This window comes from Pseudomonas sp. MB-090624 (assembly GCF_003205245.1).
Taxonomy (GTDB): Bacteria; Pseudomonadota; Gammaproteobacteria; order Pseudomonadales; family Pseudomonadaceae; genus Aquipseudomonas; species Aquipseudomonas juntendi.
The window spans coordinates 47,572-64,993 of record NZ_QJRK01000014.1; the positions used below are offsets into that span (position 1 = coordinate 47,572).

15 protein-coding genes are annotated in these 17,422 nt (G+C 62.2%); 12 read left to right on the forward strand and 3 right to left on the reverse strand.

The features are described from left to right. The first annotated feature begins 138 nt into the window (after nt 1-138). Together DMX12_RS10110 and DMX12_RS10115 are read left to right on the forward strand one after the other, a co-directional pair. Complete coding sequence (locus DMX12_RS10110; protein WP_110677354.1) at nt 139-924, forward strand: outer membrane protein OmpK; 786 nt, start codon at nt 139-141, stop codon at nt 922-924. 351 nt (nt 925-1,275) lie between these two features. Continuing rightward, a complete protein-coding gene (locus DMX12_RS10115; protein WP_110677356.1) occupies nt 1,276-2,058 on the forward strand; it encodes an outer membrane protein OmpK in 783 nt (260 codons plus the stop codon). Nucleotides 2,059-2,196: 138 nt separating this feature from the next. Here DMX12_RS10115 and DMX12_RS10120 read toward each other — a convergent pair whose 3' ends face one another. Beyond that, entirely contained in the window at nt 2,197-3,111 is a 915-nt protein-coding gene (locus tag DMX12_RS10120) for a DUF808 domain-containing protein (protein ID WP_110677414.1), read from the reverse strand. Nucleotides 3,112-3,243: 132 nt separating this feature from the next. Between DMX12_RS10120 and DMX12_RS10125 the strand changes: the two genes are divergently transcribed. After that, a complete protein-coding gene (locus DMX12_RS10125) occupies nt 3,244-3,855 on the forward strand; it encodes a TetR/AcrR family transcriptional regulator (RefSeq protein WP_009683940.1) in 612 nt (203 codons plus the stop codon). A 135-nt stretch (nt 3,856-3,990) separates the two neighbouring features. Here DMX12_RS10125 and DMX12_RS10130 read toward each other — a convergent pair whose 3' ends face one another. After that, a complete protein-coding gene (locus tag DMX12_RS10130) occupies nt 3,991-4,431 on the reverse strand; it encodes a heme-binding protein (protein ID WP_110677358.1) in 441 nt (146 codons plus the stop codon). Between the two features lie 256 nt (nt 4,432-4,687). On the opposite strand from DMX12_RS10130, the gene gcl reads away from it, so the two are divergent. The 6 genes from gcl (at nt 4,688) to DMX12_RS10160 (ending at nt 12,326) form a co-directional block, all read left to right on the forward strand. Beyond that, complete coding sequence (gene gcl, locus DMX12_RS10135) at nt 4,688-6,463, forward strand: glyoxylate carboligase (protein WP_054881315.1); 1,776 nt, start codon at nt 4,688-4,690, stop codon at nt 6,461-6,463. Nucleotides 6,464-6,516: 53 nt separating this feature from the next. Beyond that, nucleotides 6,517-7,299, forward strand: coding sequence for a hydroxypyruvate isomerase (hyi, locus tag DMX12_RS10140; protein WP_009683944.1), 783 nt, complete (start codon nt 6,517-6,519; stop codon nt 7,297-7,299). Between the two features lie 158 nt (nt 7,300-7,457). Continuing rightward, nucleotides 7,458-8,351 (forward strand): 2-hydroxy-3-oxopropionate reductase, encoded by an 894-nt coding sequence (locus tag DMX12_RS10145; RefSeq protein ID WP_054881313.1) that lies wholly within the window; start codon nt 7,458-7,460, stop codon nt 8,349-8,351. A gap of 236 nt (nt 8,352-8,587) precedes the next feature. Continuing rightward, the gene (locus DMX12_RS10150; protein ID WP_054881322.1) at nt 8,588-9,862 is read left to right on the forward strand and encodes a glycerate kinase; all 1,275 of its coding nucleotides are present in this window, start codon (nt 8,588-8,590) and stop codon (nt 9,860-9,862) included. Then, nucleotides 9,859-11,274: a pyruvate kinase gene (pyk, locus tag DMX12_RS10155; protein WP_110677360.1), complete on the forward strand. Its 1,416-nt coding sequence runs from the start codon at nt 9,859-9,861 to the stop codon at nt 11,272-11,274. Before DMX12_RS10150 ends, pyk begins: the two co-directional genes overlap by 4 nt. Nucleotides 11,275-11,459: 185 nt before the next feature. Then, nucleotides 11,460-12,326 (forward strand): urea transporter, encoded by an 867-nt coding sequence (locus DMX12_RS10160; protein WP_110677362.1) that lies wholly within the window; start codon nt 11,460-11,462, stop codon nt 12,324-12,326. On the opposite strand, the gene DMX12_RS10165 is transcribed toward DMX12_RS10160, so the two are convergent. Beyond that, the gene (locus tag DMX12_RS10165; protein ID WP_110677364.1) at nt 12,302-13,000 is read right to left on the reverse strand and encodes an RHS repeat-associated core domain-containing protein; all 699 of its coding nucleotides are present in this window, start codon (nt 12,998-13,000) and stop codon (nt 12,302-12,304) included. The genes DMX12_RS10160 and DMX12_RS10165 overlap by 25 nt on opposite strands. Before the next feature lie 155 nt (nt 13,001-13,155). Here DMX12_RS10165 and DMX12_RS10170 point away from each other — a divergent pair, with 155 nt between their 5' ends. From DMX12_RS10170 to DMX12_RS10185, 3 genes are all read left to right on the forward strand, one after another. After that, nucleotides 13,156-13,977, forward strand: coding sequence for an ion transporter (locus tag DMX12_RS10170; protein ID WP_110677366.1), 822 nt, complete (start codon nt 13,156-13,158; stop codon nt 13,975-13,977). A 240-nt stretch (nt 13,978-14,217) separates the two neighbouring features. Next, nucleotides 14,218-15,219, forward strand: coding sequence for a sulfate ABC transporter substrate-binding protein (locus DMX12_RS10180; RefSeq protein WP_110677368.1), 1,002 nt, complete (start codon nt 14,218-14,220; stop codon nt 15,217-15,219). Nucleotides 15,220-15,365: 146 nt separating this feature from the next. After that, entirely contained in the window at nt 15,366-17,390 is a 2,025-nt protein-coding gene (locus tag DMX12_RS10185) for a mechanosensitive ion channel family protein (protein WP_110677370.1), read from the forward strand. Nucleotides 17,391-17,422 lie beyond the last annotated feature (32 nt).

Sequence of the window (17,422 nt, forward strand, 5' to 3'; positions counted from 1 at the left end):
AGTGAACGGGAGCGGCCTGTAGCCGCTCCGGTCTCGAACCGCCGTAGACGCTATACCGTCGGCCCGCCGGAATGGGCCGCCCGGGGCACCTGCACGCCAAAAAAACCCAAAAAAAACAATAAGTCCGGGAAGCACAACATGAAACGCATCACCACGTCCCTCTTGCTGGGCAGCAGCTTGCTGGCCACCGTTCCTGCCCACGCGGGCGAATGGCTGCAATGGCACGGCGAAAGCCTGACCTACCTGTACGGCAAGGACTTCAAGGTCAACCCCAGCATCCAGCAAACGGTTACCTTCGAGCACGCCAACAAATGGAAGTACGGCGACACTTTCATGTTCGTCGACAAGATTTTCTACAACGGCAAAGCAGACGCCAGCAAGGGCGTGACCACCTACTACGGTGAGTTCAGCCCGCGCCTGTCATTCGGCAAGATCTTCGACCGCAAACTGGCGTTCGGCCCGGTCAAGGATGTGTTGCTGGCCATGACCTACGAACGAGGCGAAGGCGACAACGAGGCCTACCTGATCGGCCCCGGCTTCGACCTGGCCATCCCGGGCTTCAACTACTTCACCCTCAACTTCTATGTGCGCAACACCGAGGGCAGCCGCCCCGGGGACAATGTGTGGCAGATCACCCCCGCCTGGTCGTACACCCTGCCGGTGGGCAAGTCCTACATCCTGATCGATGGTTACATGGACTGGGTGACCGACAACGACCAGACCCGCCGTGGCACCTACCACGCCAACCTGCACTTCAACCCGCAGGTCAAATATGACCTGGGCAAGGCCCTGAACCTGGGGGCAAAGCAGCTTTATGTGGGCTTCGAGTACAGCTACTGGAAGGACAAGTACGGCATCGACAGCCGCGGCAACCTGGACAGCAACCAGAGCGTGGCGAGCGCGCTGATCAAGGTACACTTCTAAGAAGTTGACCAAACGCACAAGTTTGATTCACAGCGCTCCAGGACGGAGCACTTGAGGCGCGGCGCGCAAGCCAGTAATCTGCGCGCCCCCTCGATCAGGGCAGAACGGATTCTGCCTGCGTTTACTGACCGCTCAGTCAATGAATACGGGCGGTTGGCGAACGTGTTGCCAGCCTGAAAGACCCTTTTCATCCGTTCAGAACGAAGTCGAGCAGGAAGGTTTTGCCAACCCGGAAAAGTTGGCCCAACCCTTGCCAAACAGCTGTGGCCTATCGAAAAAAGCTGACTCAAAAGACAAAAAGCGCCAACAACGAGCGCAGACAACAGATCAAACAAGGGAGCGACACTCGCAATGCGTATCATCAACAGCCTGATCCTTGCTGGCGGCCTGCTGGCCTGCGGCACCACCTTCGGCGGTGACTTGCTGCAATGGCAGAACAACAGCCTGACCTACCTGTGGGGCAAGAACTTCAAGGTCAACCCGCCAACCCAGCAAACCGTGACCTTCGAACATGCCGATGGCTGGAAGTACGGCGACAACTTCATCTTTGTCGACAAGATCTTCTACCAGGGCCAGAAGGACGAGGGCAACGGCCCGAACACCTACTATGGCGAGATCAGCCCACGCCTGTCGTTTGGCAAGATCTTCGACCAGAAGCTGGAGTTCGGCCCGGTCAAGGACGTGCTGCTGGCCATGACCTACGAGTTTGGCGAGGGTGATACCGAGTCGTACCTGATCGGCCCGGGCTTCGACCTGGCCATCCCCGGTTTCGACTACTTCCAGCTGAACTTCTACAACCGCACCACCGACGGCAGCCGTGCCGGCGACAATGTGTGGCAGATCACGCCGGTGTGGTCGTACACCATCCCGGTGGGGGATTCCGACGTACTGATCGACGGCTTCATGGACTGGGTGGTCGACAACGACCAGAACCGCCGTGGCACCTACCACGCCAACCTGCACTTCAACCCGCAGATCAAGTACGACCTGGGCAAGGCGCTGCACTTTGGCGAGAAGCAGTTGTACGTGGGTGTGGAGTATGACTACTGGAAGAACAAGTACGGCATCAAGGACAGCGATGCCTTCACCACCGACCAGAACACCATGAGCTTCCTGGTCAAGGTGCACTTCTGACCTGAGCCCTCGGGGCCGCGCTGCGGCCCATTCGCGGGCATGCCCGCTCCCACAGGGTCCGCGCTTGGCCCAAGGCAGACACTGTACCTGAGGGAGCGGGCGTGCCCGCGAACCGGGGCAACGCCCCGGCCAGGCCGCTCAGTTGGCCGGCCGCACCCGGCGCCACAGCTTCTCGGCCACCGTCACTACCGCCAGCACCACGGCACCGGCGATCACCCCGGCCACGCCATTGAGCAAAGCCACGGTAAGCCCACCACCGCGCCCCTCGCTGAACGCTTCGACCGCTTGATGCAGCGGCGCGATGCCATGCACCAGAATCCCGCCACCCACCAGGAACATCGCCGCCGTGCCAACCACCGACAGGCCTTTCATCATGTAGGGTGCCGCGCGCAATATGCCATTGCCTACCGCCTGAGCCACGCCCGACGCCCGCTTGGTCATCCACAGCCCAAGGTCGTCCAGTTTGACGATGCCGCCCACCACCCCGTAAACACCCAAGGTCATTACCACCGCGATGCCCGACAGCACGATGACCTGCTGTGGCAGCGGCGAGTCGGCGACGATGCCCAGGGTAATGGCGATGATTTCCGCCGACAGGATGAAGTCGGTACGCACAGCCCCCTTGATCTTGGCTTTCTCATACGCCACCAGGTCGACATTGGCATCGGCCACAGCCTGTTTGCGCGCAGCCTTTTGCGCCTCGTCGTCTTCTTTGCTGTGCAAGAACTTGTGCGCCAGCTTCTCGAAGCCCTCGAAGCACAGATACGCGCCGCCCAGCATCAGCAAGGGCGTGACCGCCCAAGGGATGAAAGCGCTGATCAGCAGGGCCGCCGGTACCAGAATGGCCTTGTTCATCAACGAACCCTTGGCCACCGCCCACACCACCGGCAGTTCACGATCGGCCCGCACACCCGTCACCTGCTGGGCATTGAGCGCCAGGTCATCGCCCAGCACGCCTGCGGTTTTTTTTGCTGCCACTTTGGTCATCAGCGAAACATCGTCCAGCAACGTGGCGATATCGTCGATCAGTACCAGTAGACTGCTTCCTGCCATGTTTGCCTGCATCCGAATGAGTAAATGCCCAGAATTCTAGCCCAAAGCCGCTGCCTTGAGCGCCCGTCGGGCCCGGTGCTACCATGCCCGATCCCTCTTAGAGGTGGCCAGACACGAGGAAGATCCCTGACCATGAGCACCATTCGCGAGCGCAACAAGGAATTGATCCTGCGCGCAGCCAGCGAGGAATTCGCCGACAAGGGCTTCGCGGCCACCAAGACCAGCGATATTGCGGCCAAGGCCGGCTTGCCCAAGCCGAACGTGTATTACTATTTCAAGTCCAAGGACAACCTCTACCGCGAGGTGCTGGAAAGCATCATCGCGCCGATCATGCAGGCGTCCACGCCGTTCAATGCCGACGGTGACCCGAAAGAAGTGCTGAGCGCCTACATTCGCTCGAAAATCCGCATTTCCCGCGACTTGCCCCATGCTTCCAAGGTATTTGCCAGCGAGATCATGCACGGCGCTCCACACCTGTCACCGAACCAGGTGGCGCAGTTGAACGAGCAGGCCCGGCACAACATCGAGTGCATCCAGCGCTGGATCGACAACGGGCAGATCGCCCATGTAGATGCGCACCACCTGATGTTCAGCATCTGGGCGGCCACCCAGACCTATGCCGATTTCGACTGGCAGATTTCTGCAGTGACCGGCAAGGCCAAGCTGGCCGACAGCGATTATGACGCAGCAGCCGAGACCATCATCCGCATGGTGCTCAAGGGCTGTGAGCCCGAGCTGGCCTGACAGGGCCAGTGGGGCTGCCCTGCAGCCCAATCGCCGGCAAGCCAGCTCCCACAGGGTCTCCACAGGCCTGAAGACCTGTGAAGTAGCTGTGGGAGCTGGCTTGCCGGCGATGAGGCCAGAACGGGCAACGAAGACCTAGGCTGCGACCCCGGCATCCGCCCGCAACCCGGCCTCCTCGATCGCACTGATCGCGCACTGCTCGTCGATATCTGACGTATCCCCGCTGATCCCCACAGCCCCCAACACCCTGCCCGCCTGATCACGAATCAGCACGCCCCCCGGCGCCGGCACCACCGGCCGTTCACCCATTCCGTTCAGCGCGGCAAAAAACGCCGGCCGCTGCTGCGCATCCAGCGCCAGCAAGCGCGAGCCCTTGCCCAGGGCTATCGCCCCCCAGGCTTTGCCGGTGGCCACTTCCGGGCGGATCAGGCTGGCGCCATCTTCGCGCTGCAGCGCCAGCAGGTGGCCGCCAGCATCCAGCACCGCCACGGTCAGCGGCGCCGCATTGATCTTGCGACCCGCCGCCAGCGCAGCATTTACCAGCCCAACGGCGACTTTCAGGTTCAAAGCGTTCATGAAAAGGTCCTCTTCTTGTTGTGAGAAGCCCTGAGGGCAGTTGAAAACCGATGAACAAATAGAACACAACGAAGATTATTTTTGTATACAATATTTTGAAAAGATCGTATGCGATCACGCAAACTCCCGTTTTCATGGGCGCTCTGAGGAAAGCCAAGTCAACCGATGAAAACCCATTGACCTACAGCGCCAGGCGTGAATACACTCTATCGCAAAGCAAGTTGTATACAATTACAAAATCAATGAGGCACAAACCATGAGCAAAATGAGAGCAATCGATGCAGCCGTTCTGGTCATGCGCCGTGAAGGTGTAGATACCGCGTTCGGCATCCCGGGGGCTGCCATCAATCCGCTGTACTCGGCCCTGAAGAAAGTCGGTGGCATCGATCACGTCCTCGCTCGCCACGTCGAAGGTGCCTCGCACATGGCCGAGGGCTACACCCGCGCCAACCCGGGCAACATCGGTGTGTGCATCGGCACCTCCGGCCCTGCCGGCACCGACATGGTCACCGGCTTGTACAGTGCCTCGGCCGACTCCATTCCTATTCTCTGCATCACTGGCCAGGCCCCGCGTGCGCGCCTGCACAAGGAAGACTTCCAGGCTGTCGATATCACCAGCATCGTCAAGCCGGTGACCAAGTGGGCGACCACGGTGCTGGAGCCAGGCCAGGTGCCTTACGCCTTCCAGAAAGCCTTCTACGAAATGCGCACCGGCCGCCCAGGCCCGGTGCTGATCGACCTGCCGTTCGACGTGCAGATGGCCGAAATCGAATTCGACATCGACGCCTACGAGCCGCTGGCCATCAACAAGCCTGCCGCCACCCGCGTGCAGGCCGAAAAAGCCCTGGCCATGCTCAATGACGCCGAGCGCCCGCTGCTGGTCGCCGGCGGCGGCATCATCAACGCCGACGCCAGCGACAAACTGGTGGCGTTCGCTGAACTGACCGGCGTACCGGTAATCCCGACCCTGATGGGCTGGGGCACCATCCCGGACGACCACGCGCAGATGGTCGGCATGGTCGGCCTGCAGACGTCGCACCGCTACGGCAACGCCACCCTGCTCAAGTCGGACCTGGTGTTCGGTATCGGTAACCGCTGGGCCAACCGCCACACCGGCTCCGTGGACGTCTACACCGAGGGCCGCAAATTCGTCCACGTGGACATCGAACCGACCCAGATCGGCCGCGTGTTCACCCCGGACCTGGGGATCGTTTCCGACGCTGGCAAGGCGCTGGACGTACTCCTGGAAGTCGCCCGCGAATGGCAAGCCGCTGGCAAGCTGAAATGCCGCAAGGCCTGGCTGGAAGACTGCCAGCAGCGCAAGGCCAGCCTGCAGCGCAAGACCCACTTCGACAATGTGCCGGTCAAGCCGCAGCGCGTGTACGAAGAAATGAACCAGGTGTTCGGCAAGGACACCTGCTACGTCAGCACCATTGGCCTGTCGCAGATTGCGGGCGCGCAGTTCCTGCACGTGTACAAGCCACGCCACTGGATCAACTGCGGCCAGGCCGGCCCGCTGGGCTGGACCATCCCTGCGGCACTGGGCGTGGTCAAGGCCGATCCGCAGCGCAAGGTCGTGGCGCTGTCGGGTGACTACGACTTCCAGTTCATGATCGAAGAGCTGGCGGTGGGCGCACAGTTCAACCTGCCGTACGTTCATGTGCTGGTGAACAACGCCTACCTGGGCCTGATCCGCCAGGCGCAGCGTGGCTTCGACATGGATTACTGTGTACAACTGGCGTTCGAGAACATCAACTCGACCGACGCTGCCACCTACGGCGTTGACCACGTGGCCGTGGTCGAAGGCCTGGGCTGCAAGGCCCTGCGCGTGTTCGAACCGGCCGAGATCGCCCCTGCCCTGATCAAGGCGCAGAAGATGGCCGAAGAGTTCCGCGTACCGGTGGTGGTCGAGGTGATTCTCGAGCGCGTCACCAACATTTCCATGGGCACCGAGATCAACGCGGTCAACGAATTCGAAGACCTGGCGCTGGTCGGCAACGACGCGCCAACCGCCATCTCGATGCTGGACTGATCGCCTGACGCCCCCAGGCATGCCCTGGGGGCCTTCACCGCAAGGAGACACCTATGCCTCGCTTCGCTGCCAACCTGTCCATGCTGTTCACCGAACAGGACTTCCTGGCCCGCTTCAAGGCTGCCGCCGATGCTGGCTTCAGCGGCGTCGAATACCTCTTCCCGTACGACTACAGCGCGGCTGAAATCAAGCAGCAGCTGGACGCCAACGGCCTGACCCAGGTGCTGTTCAACCTGCCAGCCGGTGACTGGGCCAAAGGCGAGCGCGGGATCACCTGCCACCCCGACCGCGTCGAAGAATTCCGCGCGGGGGTCGACAAGGCCATCGAATACGCCAAGGTGCTGGGCAATACCCAGGTCAACGCCCTGGCCGGCATTCGCCCACAAGGCCTGCAGTGTGCCGACGTGCGCAAGACCTTCGTCGCCAACCTCAAGTATGCCGCCGACAAACTCCAGGCCGCCGGCATCCGCCTGGTCATGGAAATGATCAACACCCGCGATATCCCGGGTTTCTACCTCAATACCACCCAGCAGGCCCTGGAAATCCAGGCCGAGGTGGGCAGCGACAACCTGTTCCTGCAGTACGACATCTACCACATGCAGATCATGGAAGGTGACCTGGCCCGGACCATGGAAGCCAACCTGAAGTCGATCAACCACATCCAGTTGGCCGACAACCCCGGCCGCAACGAGCCAGGCACCGGCGAGATCAACTACCGCTTCCTGTTCGAACACCTGGACCGCATCGGCTACCAGGGCTGGGTGGGCGCGGAATACAAACCGCTGACCACCACCGAAGCAGGCCTGGGCTGGCTGAAGACCCATAACGCAATCTGAACGGCTGACCGCTAGCGCCCTGTGAAACACGAAACCCTGTGGGAGCGGGCATGCCCGCGAACACCGGCATAGCCGGTGCCATCCACCGAGTCGCCTGTTTCGCGGGCATGCCCGCTCCCACAGCTTGAGACACCACAAATACAAAGAGGCATATTCTCATGGCTAAAATCGGTTTCATCGGCACCGGCATCATGGGCAAGCCCATGGCCCAGAACCTGCAAAAAGCAGGGCACAGCATTTTCGTTTCCACCCACCACGACGCCGCGCCAGCCGACCTGATCGCCGCCGGTGCAGTGGCCCTGGCCAACCCGAAAGAAGTGGCCCAGGAAGCCGAGTTCATCATCGTCATGGTGCCGGACACCCCACAAGTGGAAAGCGTGCTGTTCGGTGACAACGGCGTGGCCGAAGGCGTGGGCCCGAACAAGGTGGTGATCGACATGAGCTCGATCTCCCCTACCGCCACCAAAGCCTTCGCCGAAAAAATCAAGGCCACCGGCGCCGCCTACCTGGACGCCCCGGTGTCCGGTGGCGAAGTAGGTGCCAAGGCCGCCACCCTGAGCATCATGGTTGGCGGCTGCCCGAACGCCTTCGAGCGCGCCCTGCCACTGTTCCAGGCCATGGGCAAGAACATCACCCGCGTGGGTGGCAACGGTGACGGCCAGACCGCCAAGGTGGCCAACCAGATCATCGTCGCCCTGAATATCCAGGCTGTCAGCGAAGCGCTGCTGTTCGCCGCCAAGAACGGCGCCGACCCGGCCAAGGTGCGTGAAGCGCTGATGGGTGGCTTCGCCTCGTCGAAAATCCTCGAGGTGCATGCCGAGCGCATGATCAAGGGCACCTTCGACCCGGGCTTCCGCATCAACCTGCACCAGAAAGACCTGAACCTGGCGCTGCAAGGCGCCAAGGAGCTGGGCATCAACCTGCCCAACACCTCCAATGCCCAGCAAGTGTTCAACACCTGCCAGGCCCTGGGTGGCGGCAACTGGGACCACTCGGCGCTGATCAAGGGCCTGGAGCACATGGCCAACTTCTCGATCCGCGACGAGAAATAAGCTTCAAGCTGTGAGCCTCAAGTGGCAAGTGGCAAGCGACAAGCGACAAGCGACAAGCGACAAGCGACAAGCGAGAGCAGATCTGCTTTTGCTTGTAGCTTGCAGCTTGCAGCTTGCAGCTTGCAGCTCGCAGCTCGCAGCTCGCAGCTGTGGAGACCGCCCCTGGTTCGGCCTGCACGGAGGCAGTTCCAGGGGCGTTTTTGATTGTGCAGAACAACAATAATTGGGAGCCTGCCATGTCGGTCGATCCGCAAAAAATTCTCCGCGACCTGTTCGACACAGCCATCGCCGCCGCCCACCCCCGTCAAGTTCTCGAACCCTACCTGCCCGCCGACCGTAGCGGCCGGGTCATCGTCATCGGCGCCGGCAAGGCCGCAGCCGCCATGGCCGAAGTGGTCGAGAAAAGCTGGCAGGGCGAAGTCTCCGGCCTGGTCGTCACCCGTTACGGCCACGGCGCCAACTGCCAGAAAATCGAGGTGGTCGAAGCCGCCCACCCGGTCCCCGACGCCGCCGGCCTGGCTGTGGCCAAGCGCGTGCTGGAACTGGTCAGCAACCTCAATGAAGAAGACCGCGTCATATTCCTGCTCTCCGGCGGTGGCTCTGCCCTGCTGGCCCTGCCCGCCGAGGGCCTGACCCTGGCCGACAAGCAGCAGATCAACAAGGCACTGCTGAAATCCGGCGCCACCATCGGCGAGATGAACTGCGTGCGCAAGCACCTCTCGGCGATCAAGGGCGGGCGCCTGGCCAAGGCTTGCTGGCCGGCCACGGTCTACACCTATGCCATCTCCGATGTACCCGGCGACCTCGCCACGGTGATCGCTTCCGGCCCCACCGTGGCCGACCCGAGCACCTCGGCCGATGCCCTGGCCATTCTCAAGCGCTACAACATCGAAGCGCCAAAAGCGGTGATCGACTGGCTCAACAACCCGGCCTCGGAGACCGTCAAGGCCGACGACCCGGCCCTGGCCCGCAGCCACTTCCAGCTGATTGCCAAGCCCCAGCAGTCGCTGGAAGCCGCCGCAGTCAAAGCTCGCCAGGCAGGCTTCAGCCCGCTGATCCTCGGCGACCTGGAAGGCGAATCGCGCGAAGTGGCCAAGGTGCATGCCGGCATCGCCCGGCAGATCGTGCTGCACGGCCAGCCGCTGAAGGCGCCCTGCGTGATCCTGTCCGGTGGCGAAACCACCGTGACCGTGCGCGGCAATGGCCGTGGCGGGCGCAATGCCGAGTTCCTGCTCAGCCTCACCGAAAGCCTGAAAGGGCTGCCGGGCGTGTACGCCTTGGCCGGAGACACCGACGGTATCGACGGTTCGGAAGAGAATGCCGGCGCGCTGATGACCCCAGGCAGCTACGCCAGCGCCGAAGCCCTGGGCCTGTCGGCCAGCGATGAGCTGGACAACAACAACGGCTATGGCTACTTCGCCGCGCTGGACGCGCTGATCGTCACCGAGCCGACCCGCACCAACGTCAACGACTTCCGCGCCATCCTGATCCTCGAGACTGCCCAATCATGACGCCTGATAAAAAAGTGAAGATCCTCGCCACCCTCGGCCCGGCGATCGAAGGCATCGACGACATCCGCCAACTGGTCGAAGCGGGGGTGAACATCTTCCGCCTCAATTTCAGCCACGGCGAACACGCCGACCACGCCCTGCGTTACCAGTGGATCCGCGAAGTCGAGCAGCAGTTGAACTACCCCCTGGGTATTCTCATGGACCTGCAAGGGCCCAAGCTACGGGTCGGCCGCTTTGCCGAAGGCAAGATCCAGCTGCAACGCGGCCAGGCTCTGCGCCTGGACCTGGACAACACTCCGGGCGATAACCGCCGGGTCAACCTGCCGCACCCCGAGATCATCGCCGCCCTGGAGCCAGGCATGGACCTGCTGCTGGACGACGGCAAGTTGCGCCTGCGGGTAACCGCCAAGCACAGCGACGCAATCGACACCGAAGTGCTGAACGGTGGCGAGCTGTCGGACCGCAAGGGCGTCAACGTACCGCAAGCGGTGCTCGACCTCTCGCCGCTCACCGAAAAAGACCGCCGCGACCTGGCCTTCGGCCTGGAGCTGGGCGTGGACTGGGTCGCCCTGTCGTTCGTGCAGCGCCCTGAAGACATCGTTGAAGCGCGCCAGCTGATTGGCGGCCGAGCCTACCTGATGGCCAAAATCGAAAAACCGTCGGCAGTCGAGCACCTGCAAGCCATTGCCGAACTGGCCGACGCCATCATGGTGGCCCGCGGGGACCTGGGCGTGGAAGTGCCGGCCGAAAGCGTGCCGCAGATTCAGAAGCGCATCATTGGCACCTGCCGCCAGCTGGGCAAGCCGGTGGTGGTGGCCACGCAGATGCTCGAATCGATGCGTTTCTCGCCGGCACCGACCCGTGCCGAAGTCACCGACGTGGCCAACGCCGTGGCCGAGGGTGCCGACGCGGTGATGTTGTCGGCCGAAACCGCCTCGGGGGATTACCCGCTGGAGGCTGTGCAGATGATGAGCAAGATCATCCGCCAGGTTGAGAACGGCCCGGACTACCAGGCGCAGCTCGACGTCGGCCGGCCCAAGGCCGAAGCCACCGTGTCGGACGCCATCAGCTGCGCGATCCGCCGTATCAGCGGCATCCTCCCGGTGGCGGTGCTGGTCAACTACAGCGAGTCGGGCGCCTCCACCCTGCGCGCTTCGCGTGAACGGCCACGGGCACCGATCCTCAACCTTACGCCCAACCTGAACACCGCGCGGCGCCTGAGCGTGGCCTGGGGTGTGCACTCGGTGGTCAATGAGCGCCTGCGTCAGGTGGATGAGGTGGTCTCCACGGCCCTGGAAATTGCCCAGGCACAAGGCATGGCCAGCCGGGGCGACACGTTGCTGATCACTGCCGGGGTGCCGTTCGGCAAACCTGGGTCGACCAACACGCTGCGGATCGAAACACTGATCTAAGCCACTGCATAGACCCTGGGGGAGCGGGCGTGCGCGCGAATGCGTCAGTCCAGGCAACTTCGTTGACCCTGCTGGCCCTTTCGCGGGCACGCCCGCTCCCACAGGGTCGGTGGTGAATCAAAGAATCGCGGAAAACCGAGGCCCAAAGAGGCCCACCGCTCCCCATCCACCTCACTGACTGCCCCATGTACAGCAAACATTTCGCCAACCCGTGCCCCGACTGGGCCACGGCGTTACTCAACGGCTTCAGCCAGGTGCTGCTGCTGCGCAACCCCCTGTGCGGCCTGTGCTGCCTGCTGGCCATCCTGCTGACTGCGCCCGACCTGGTCGGCGGCGCCCTGCTCGGCGCCCTCGCCGGCCTGCTCACAGCCCAGCGCCGCGGCTACGACCGTGCCGACCGCCAGGCCGGGCTGTACTGCTACAACGGCGTACTCATCGGCATCCTGATCAGCGCCGTGCTGCCCTGGTCGGCCATCCTGCCGCCACTGGTCATCGCCGCCGGCGGCCTGTCCAGCATCATCACCCACCAGTGGCGCAAGCGCGGTGGCAAGCTGCTGGTTGCCTATACCGCACCGTTCGTGCTGTTGGGCTGGGGCACGCTGTTGCTCGCCGAACCCTCGATGACCGGTTTCGTCGAAGCCGAACCGGTGTACGCCCTGGCCCGCGGCATAGGGCAGATCTTCCTGCTCGACCAGCCGTTGGCCGGGTTGCTGATCATCGTCGGCATGTTCATCGCCCTACCCTATGCGGCGATGTGGGCGGTAATTGGCTCGGCCATCGGGGGCGGCATGGCGCTGCTCACAGACCAGGCGCAAGCAGCGTGGATGGGCCTGGCTGGCTTCAACGCCGCGCTGGCGGCGCTGGCCTTCAGCAGGCAAGGCGAAAAACCCTGGGTGACGTTGCTGGCCATCGCTCTGGCCTTGCTGCTGCAACCGCTGTTCATGCTGCTGCCTGTAGCCGGCCTGACCGCGCCTTTTGTCGCCGCATGCTGGCTGATGCACACATGTGCGCACATTGCAGAGCAGTATCAACGCCGTATGTCTTCGACATAATCATTTGGCACTGCCCTCTCTCCTGCAGTTGAAACTGCCCCCCGCCTGGCTGGGTTGATGAAAGCATGGGTGGGTGGCACAATCTCGACCCTCTCGAAACCTTTTAACAGTAAGTGCCCCCCCCTGGCTCTGGACGTTGCAGGGATATGAGTATCGTCCTTTTTGAAGTAAACACCCGATAGTTCGGCAAGTGGCGACTGAGCCACGACCTGTGCATCGATTCTCGGTGAGTTACCGGTGAATTCGAAAGTTGTAAAAGTTTCACTGTGAACCTTGATAACCTGCAAAGACTTGCCTTTGTATTCTGCTTTGGCAAGCGGCTTCAAATGGGCTTTCAAATCCCTCTTAGTCAAGCCGAACCGCGAAAGATGTCCCGTCAAGCCCGTCCTCTGTCCCATCTGCCCTGATGGGTCGACTTTGTTCACAGGGTCACCAGTGCAGTAGGAATACGCATTGATACCCCCCTCACCAAATGGACTGATGCTGTCGGGACTCGTGAAGCGCATCAGCGATGGCGCGTAACACCGATAACCCTGTCCCAGCAGATAGCCTGAAAGATATTGATCGAACACTTGGCCTGCGTAAGCCAATATGTTCAAAGGTGACGAACCTGCCAGGTAGCCAAATGGCGAATAGGCGTTAGCCTGATTGGGTTTTATTTTCAAAGAGATCATGACCGCTCCAGTTGCCACCTCTGCCCCCCCATGCTCTCCCCAAAGCACAAGGTCGGGAAACTGACAGAAATATCAGTTGCATTCGCAGGTAACCAATTGCAGATGGGCAATCAATCCTTCTAGGCTTCCCACTTCAGTACTACGAGCCAATAAACATGCCTGTATCGCAATCCCTAAGGGAACGCCTCTACATCATGGTCTTCCAGACCGACACCGTGGCTGGAAGGCGCTTCGACAAGATCCTCCTACTGATCATCCTCGCCAGCCTGGTCACGGTGATCCTCGACAGCATCGACGAAGTGCACCAGGGCTACGCCGGCCTGCTGGCCGGTATCGAATGGGGCTTTACCGCGATCTTCCTGGCCGAGTACCTCACCCGCCTGTACTGCTCGCCCAAGCCGCTGCGCTACGCCTTCAGTTTCTATGGGCTGGTCGATTTACTGGCGATCGTGCCGGGGATCATCGCGCTCTACTACAGCGACGCCCAATACCTGCTGATCGTCCGCGTCATCCGCATGCTGCGGATCTTCCGCGTGCTCAAGCTCAGCCCCTACCTCAAGCAGGCCCATTTCCTGATCGACGCGCTGCGCGGTAGCAAGCAGAAGATCATCGTGTTTCTGGTCACGGTATCGACCTTGGTCACGGTCTTCGGCACGCTGATGTATGTGATCGAAGGGCCGGAGCACGGTTTCACCAGCATTCCCAAGGGCATCTACTGGGCGATCGTCACCCTGACCACCGTGGGCTTTGGCGACATCGTGCCGAAGACGCCTTTGGGGCAGGTAATTTCGTCGATGGTGATGATCATCGGTTATTCGATCATTGCCGTGCCGACCGGGATCTTTACCGCAGAGCTGGCCAACGCCATGCGGGGCGAACAGCTACAGCATGATTGCCCGGTCTGCAAGAAAAAGACCCATGAACAAAGCGCGGCGTTCTGCTCGCGGTGTGGGAGTGGGTTATTCCCCAAACAGTGATGTTGCCCGATCGGGCCCTGTCGCCGGCAAGCCAGCTCCCACAATGTGCACCACCGGGACTGAGCCTTGTGCAATACCTGTCAGCCCTGAGGCGATCCCTGTGGGAGCTGGCTTGCCGGCGATTGGGCCAGTACAGGCAGCGGAATAACCAAAGTCGTTTTTGTTCTTTAACCCGCACAAATCCAACCGCTATAGTCGCTGGCAATCTGCCCCAAAAACCTTCAAGAACAAGGAAGCAACGTGAAAAGACTCTTCACCGCCTCGCTGCTCGCCGCAGGCCTGGCCTTGGGCAACATCGCCCAGGCCGCCCCTACCCTGCTCAACGTTTCCTACGACGTGATGCGCGACTTCTACAAGGACTACAACCCAGCCTTCCAGAAACACTGGCAGGCCGAGCACAACGAGAAGGTCAACGTGCAAATGTCCTTCGGCGGCTCCAGCAAGCAGGCGCGTGCGGTGATCGATGGCCTGCCGGCCGATGTGATCACCATGAACATGGCCACCGACATCAACGCCCTGGCCGACAACGGCAAGCTGGTGCCGGACAACTGGGTCACCCGCCTGCCGAACAACAGCGCGCCGTTCACCTCGGCCACGGTCTTCATCGTGCGCAAGGGGAACCCGAAAGCCCTGAAAGACTGGCCCGACCTGCTCAAGGACGGCGTGCAGGTGATCGTGCCCAACCCGAAAACCTCGGGCAATGGCCGCTACACGTACCTGTCGGCCTGGGGCTACGTGCTCAAGCAGGGCGGTGACGAAGCCAAGGCCAAGGACTTCGTTGGCAAGCTGTTCAAACAGGCCCCGGTGCTGGATACCGGCGGCCGGGCCGCGACCACCACGTTCATGACCAACCAGATCGGCGACGTGCTGGTGACCTTCGAAAACGAAGCCGAAATGATCGCCCGCGAGTTTGGCCGCGACCAGTTCGAGGTGGTCTACCCGAGCGTGTCGGCCGAGGCCGAGCCACCGGTGAGTGTGGTCGACAAGGTGGTGGCCAGGAAAGGCACCCAGGCCGTGGCCGAGGAATACCTCAAGTACCTGTGGTCGCCAGAGGCCCAGGAGATTGCCGCCAACAACTACCTGCGTCCACGCGATGCAACCGTGCTGGCCAAGTACACCGACCGCTTCCCGAAAGTCGACTTCCTGTCGGTGGAAAAGACCTTTGGTGACTGGCGCACCGTGCAGAAGACCCACTTCAACGACGGTGGCGTGTTCGACCAGATCTATACCGACAAGCAGTAATCGATTCACGCGGGCCTGGCCTGTTCGCAGCGTTAACCGCGAACAGGCCTGGCCGGACAACACACCCAAATCGAACTTTCCCACCCCTGCAGCCTCAGTTCCTTGAGTAACCCTGCCCCGCTCACCCCGGCCCAAGGAGTACTCCAGTGCTGCGTTTCTTTTCGACCCTGCTGCTCGGCTGCCTGTTGAGCACTCACCTGCTGGCTGCCGACCCCGCCCCCAGCGAGGACCAACCCGCCGAACCCGAGCCAGTCTTGCAAGGCGGCCTGCTGGGCGCCCTGGCCGATGGCCTGGACAGCGCTGCCCGGCAGATGGACCTCGACGCCCACCTGGTTGACGCCTGGCGCCTTCGCAGCGACCGCGCCGCCCAGGAAGTGGAGCGCCTGGTCGACCGCCATTCGGCCAGTGACTCACTGCACCTGGCGGGCAACTTCCTGCTCCTGACCCTCACCTGGGGCGCCGCGTTCGGCCTGCTTGGCGGTGGTGGGCGCTGGGTCGCCAAACGGGTGTCGCGCCGCCCTTGGCTGCGCGAGCACAAACGCGTCAGTGGCCTGCTGGGCTACCTGTTGCCCTACACCTTGCCAGCCCTGGCCAGCCTGCCCGTGACGCTCTATGTGAGCCGCTTCCTCGACCCCTCCGTGGCACGCGCGCTTGGCTTGAGCCTGGCCTATGCGACCAGCAGCGGGCTGTTCTCGACGTCGATCATCCTCTGCCTGATCACCCTGTTCGACGCTGGCCATAAACGCCCCGCCGTGGCGGTGATCAAGCGCCTGGCGCCACGGCCGCTGTTCCTCATCGGCTTCCTTGCCGCCTGGAGCGACGCCCTGACCAGCCCGCAGATCGCCCGCCAGCTTGGCGGCAACATCACCGCCAGCGTCGCGGTGGTCACCGGCCTGACTGCCACCTTCATCTTCGCCAGCCTGGTGATCCGCCTGCGGCGCCCGGTCGCCCACCTGATCCGCAACCGCGCGTACAAAGACCGGGTACAACACCGCGCCGTGCAGGAAACCCTGCGCATTTTCTCGACACTGTGGTACCTGCCAATCCTGCTGATGATCCTGGTCTCGGCAGTCAACCTGGTAGGTGCCGGTGCCGAAAGCCAGAAAGCCCTGCAGAACGCGCTGCTGACCACCGTGCTATTGGTCTCGACGCTGTTCCTCAGCACCTTGCTGCAACACTTGCTGGCCCCCCGCGAAAGCGACCCGGCGCAGCGGGTGCGGCCCTACAAGGAACTGCTACGCAGCCTCGCCCACGCCCTGCTGCGCATTGCCATGGCAGTGGCCTTCATCGAGCTGCTGGGGCGCATCTGGGGGTTCTCGGTGATCGACTTCGCCCTCAGCAACCGCCTGGGCCAGGCGATCAGCAACTCGCTGTCGAGCATCGGCCTGATCCTGTTGGTCACCTGGCTGCTGTGGGTGGTGCTCGATACGGCGATCCAGGAAGCGCTCAAGCCAGCTGCCGGGCGCCGCAATGCCCGCCAGCCAAGCACGCGGGTGCGGACCATTCTGCCGATGCTGCGCAACGCCATCAAAGTGATCCTGATCGTGATCTGCACCATCACCACCATGGCCAACCTCGGCATCAACGTAGCGCCGCTGCTGGCCGGTGCCGGGGTGATCGGCCTGGCCATCGGCTTCGGCTCGCAGCAACTGGTCCAGGATGTGATTACCGGGTTGTTCATCCTGATCGAAGACACCATTTCCATCGGCGACTGGGTAGTGCTGGACTCCGGCCATGCCGGAACCGTAGAAAGCCTGACCATCCGCACCCTGCGCCTGCGCGATGGCAAGGGCTTCGTGCATTCGGTGCCGTTCGGCCAGATCAAGGCGGTGACCAACCAGTCACGGCAGTTCGCCTATGCGTTCTTTTCGGTGCAGTTCACCTATGACAGTGATGTGGACGCGTCACTGGCGCTGATTCATGAGGTGGGCCAGTCGATCAGCGAAGACCCTCTGCTGCGCATCAACTTGCAGGGGCCGCTGCAGGTCTTCGGTGTGGACCGCATGGACTTGAACGGGTTTGTCCTGACGGCGCAGTTCCGCACCATTTCCGGTGGGCAGTATGCGGTGAGCCGGGCGTTCAACGAGCGGCTGAAGAAGCGCGTGGACCAGACTGAGAATGTGAGTTTCGCCCAGGTGTATCCGCTGCCGGTACAGGCTATGGGGGCTTGACGTTACCTGTACCGGCCTCTTCGCGGGCTTGC

Bases quoted from the DNA above. Each gene is read 5' to 3' on its own strand.
- hyi (WP_009683944.1), top strand. From the start codon at position 6,517: ATGCCTCGCTTCGCTGCCAACCTGTCCATGCTGTTCACCGAACAGGAC.
- DMX12_RS10120 (WP_110677414.1), bottom strand. From the start codon at position 3,111: ATGGCAGGAAGCAGTCTACTGGTACTGATCGACGATATCGCCACGTTG.
- DMX12_RS10115 (WP_110677356.1), top strand. From the start codon at position 1,276: ATGCGTATCATCAACAGCCTGATCCTTGCTGGCGGCCTGCTGGCCTGC.
- gcl (WP_054881315.1), top strand. From the start codon at position 4,688: ATGAGCAAAATGAGAGCAATCGATGCAGCCGTTCTGGTCATGCGCCGT.
- DMX12_RS10150 (WP_054881322.1), top strand. From the start codon at position 8,588: ATGTCGGTCGATCCGCAAAAAATTCTCCGCGACCTGTTCGACACAGCC.
- DMX12_RS10170 (WP_110677366.1), top strand. From the start codon at position 13,156: ATGCCTGTATCGCAATCCCTAAGGGAACGCCTCTACATCATGGTCTTC.
- DMX12_RS10110 (WP_110677354.1), top strand. From the start codon at position 139: ATGAAACGCATCACCACGTCCCTCTTGCTGGGCAGCAGCTTGCTGGCC.
- DMX12_RS10160 (WP_110677362.1), top strand. From the start codon at position 11,460: ATGTACAGCAAACATTTCGCCAACCCGTGCCCCGACTGGGCCACGGCG.
- pyk (WP_110677360.1), top strand. From the start codon at position 9,859: ATGACGCCTGATAAAAAAGTGAAGATCCTCGCCACCCTCGGCCCGGCG.
- DMX12_RS10125 (WP_009683940.1), top strand. From the start codon at position 3,244: ATGAGCACCATTCGCGAGCGCAACAAGGAATTGATCCTGCGCGCAGCC.
- DMX12_RS10165 (WP_110677364.1), bottom strand. From the start codon at position 13,000: ATGATCTCTTTGAAAATAAAACCCAATCAGGCTAACGCCTATTCGCCA.
- DMX12_RS10145 (WP_054881313.1), top strand. From the start codon at position 7,458: ATGGCTAAAATCGGTTTCATCGGCACCGGCATCATGGGCAAGCCCATG.
- DMX12_RS10130 (WP_110677358.1), bottom strand. From the start codon at position 4,431: ATGAACGCTTTGAACCTGAAAGTCGCCGTTGGGCTGGTAAATGCTGCG.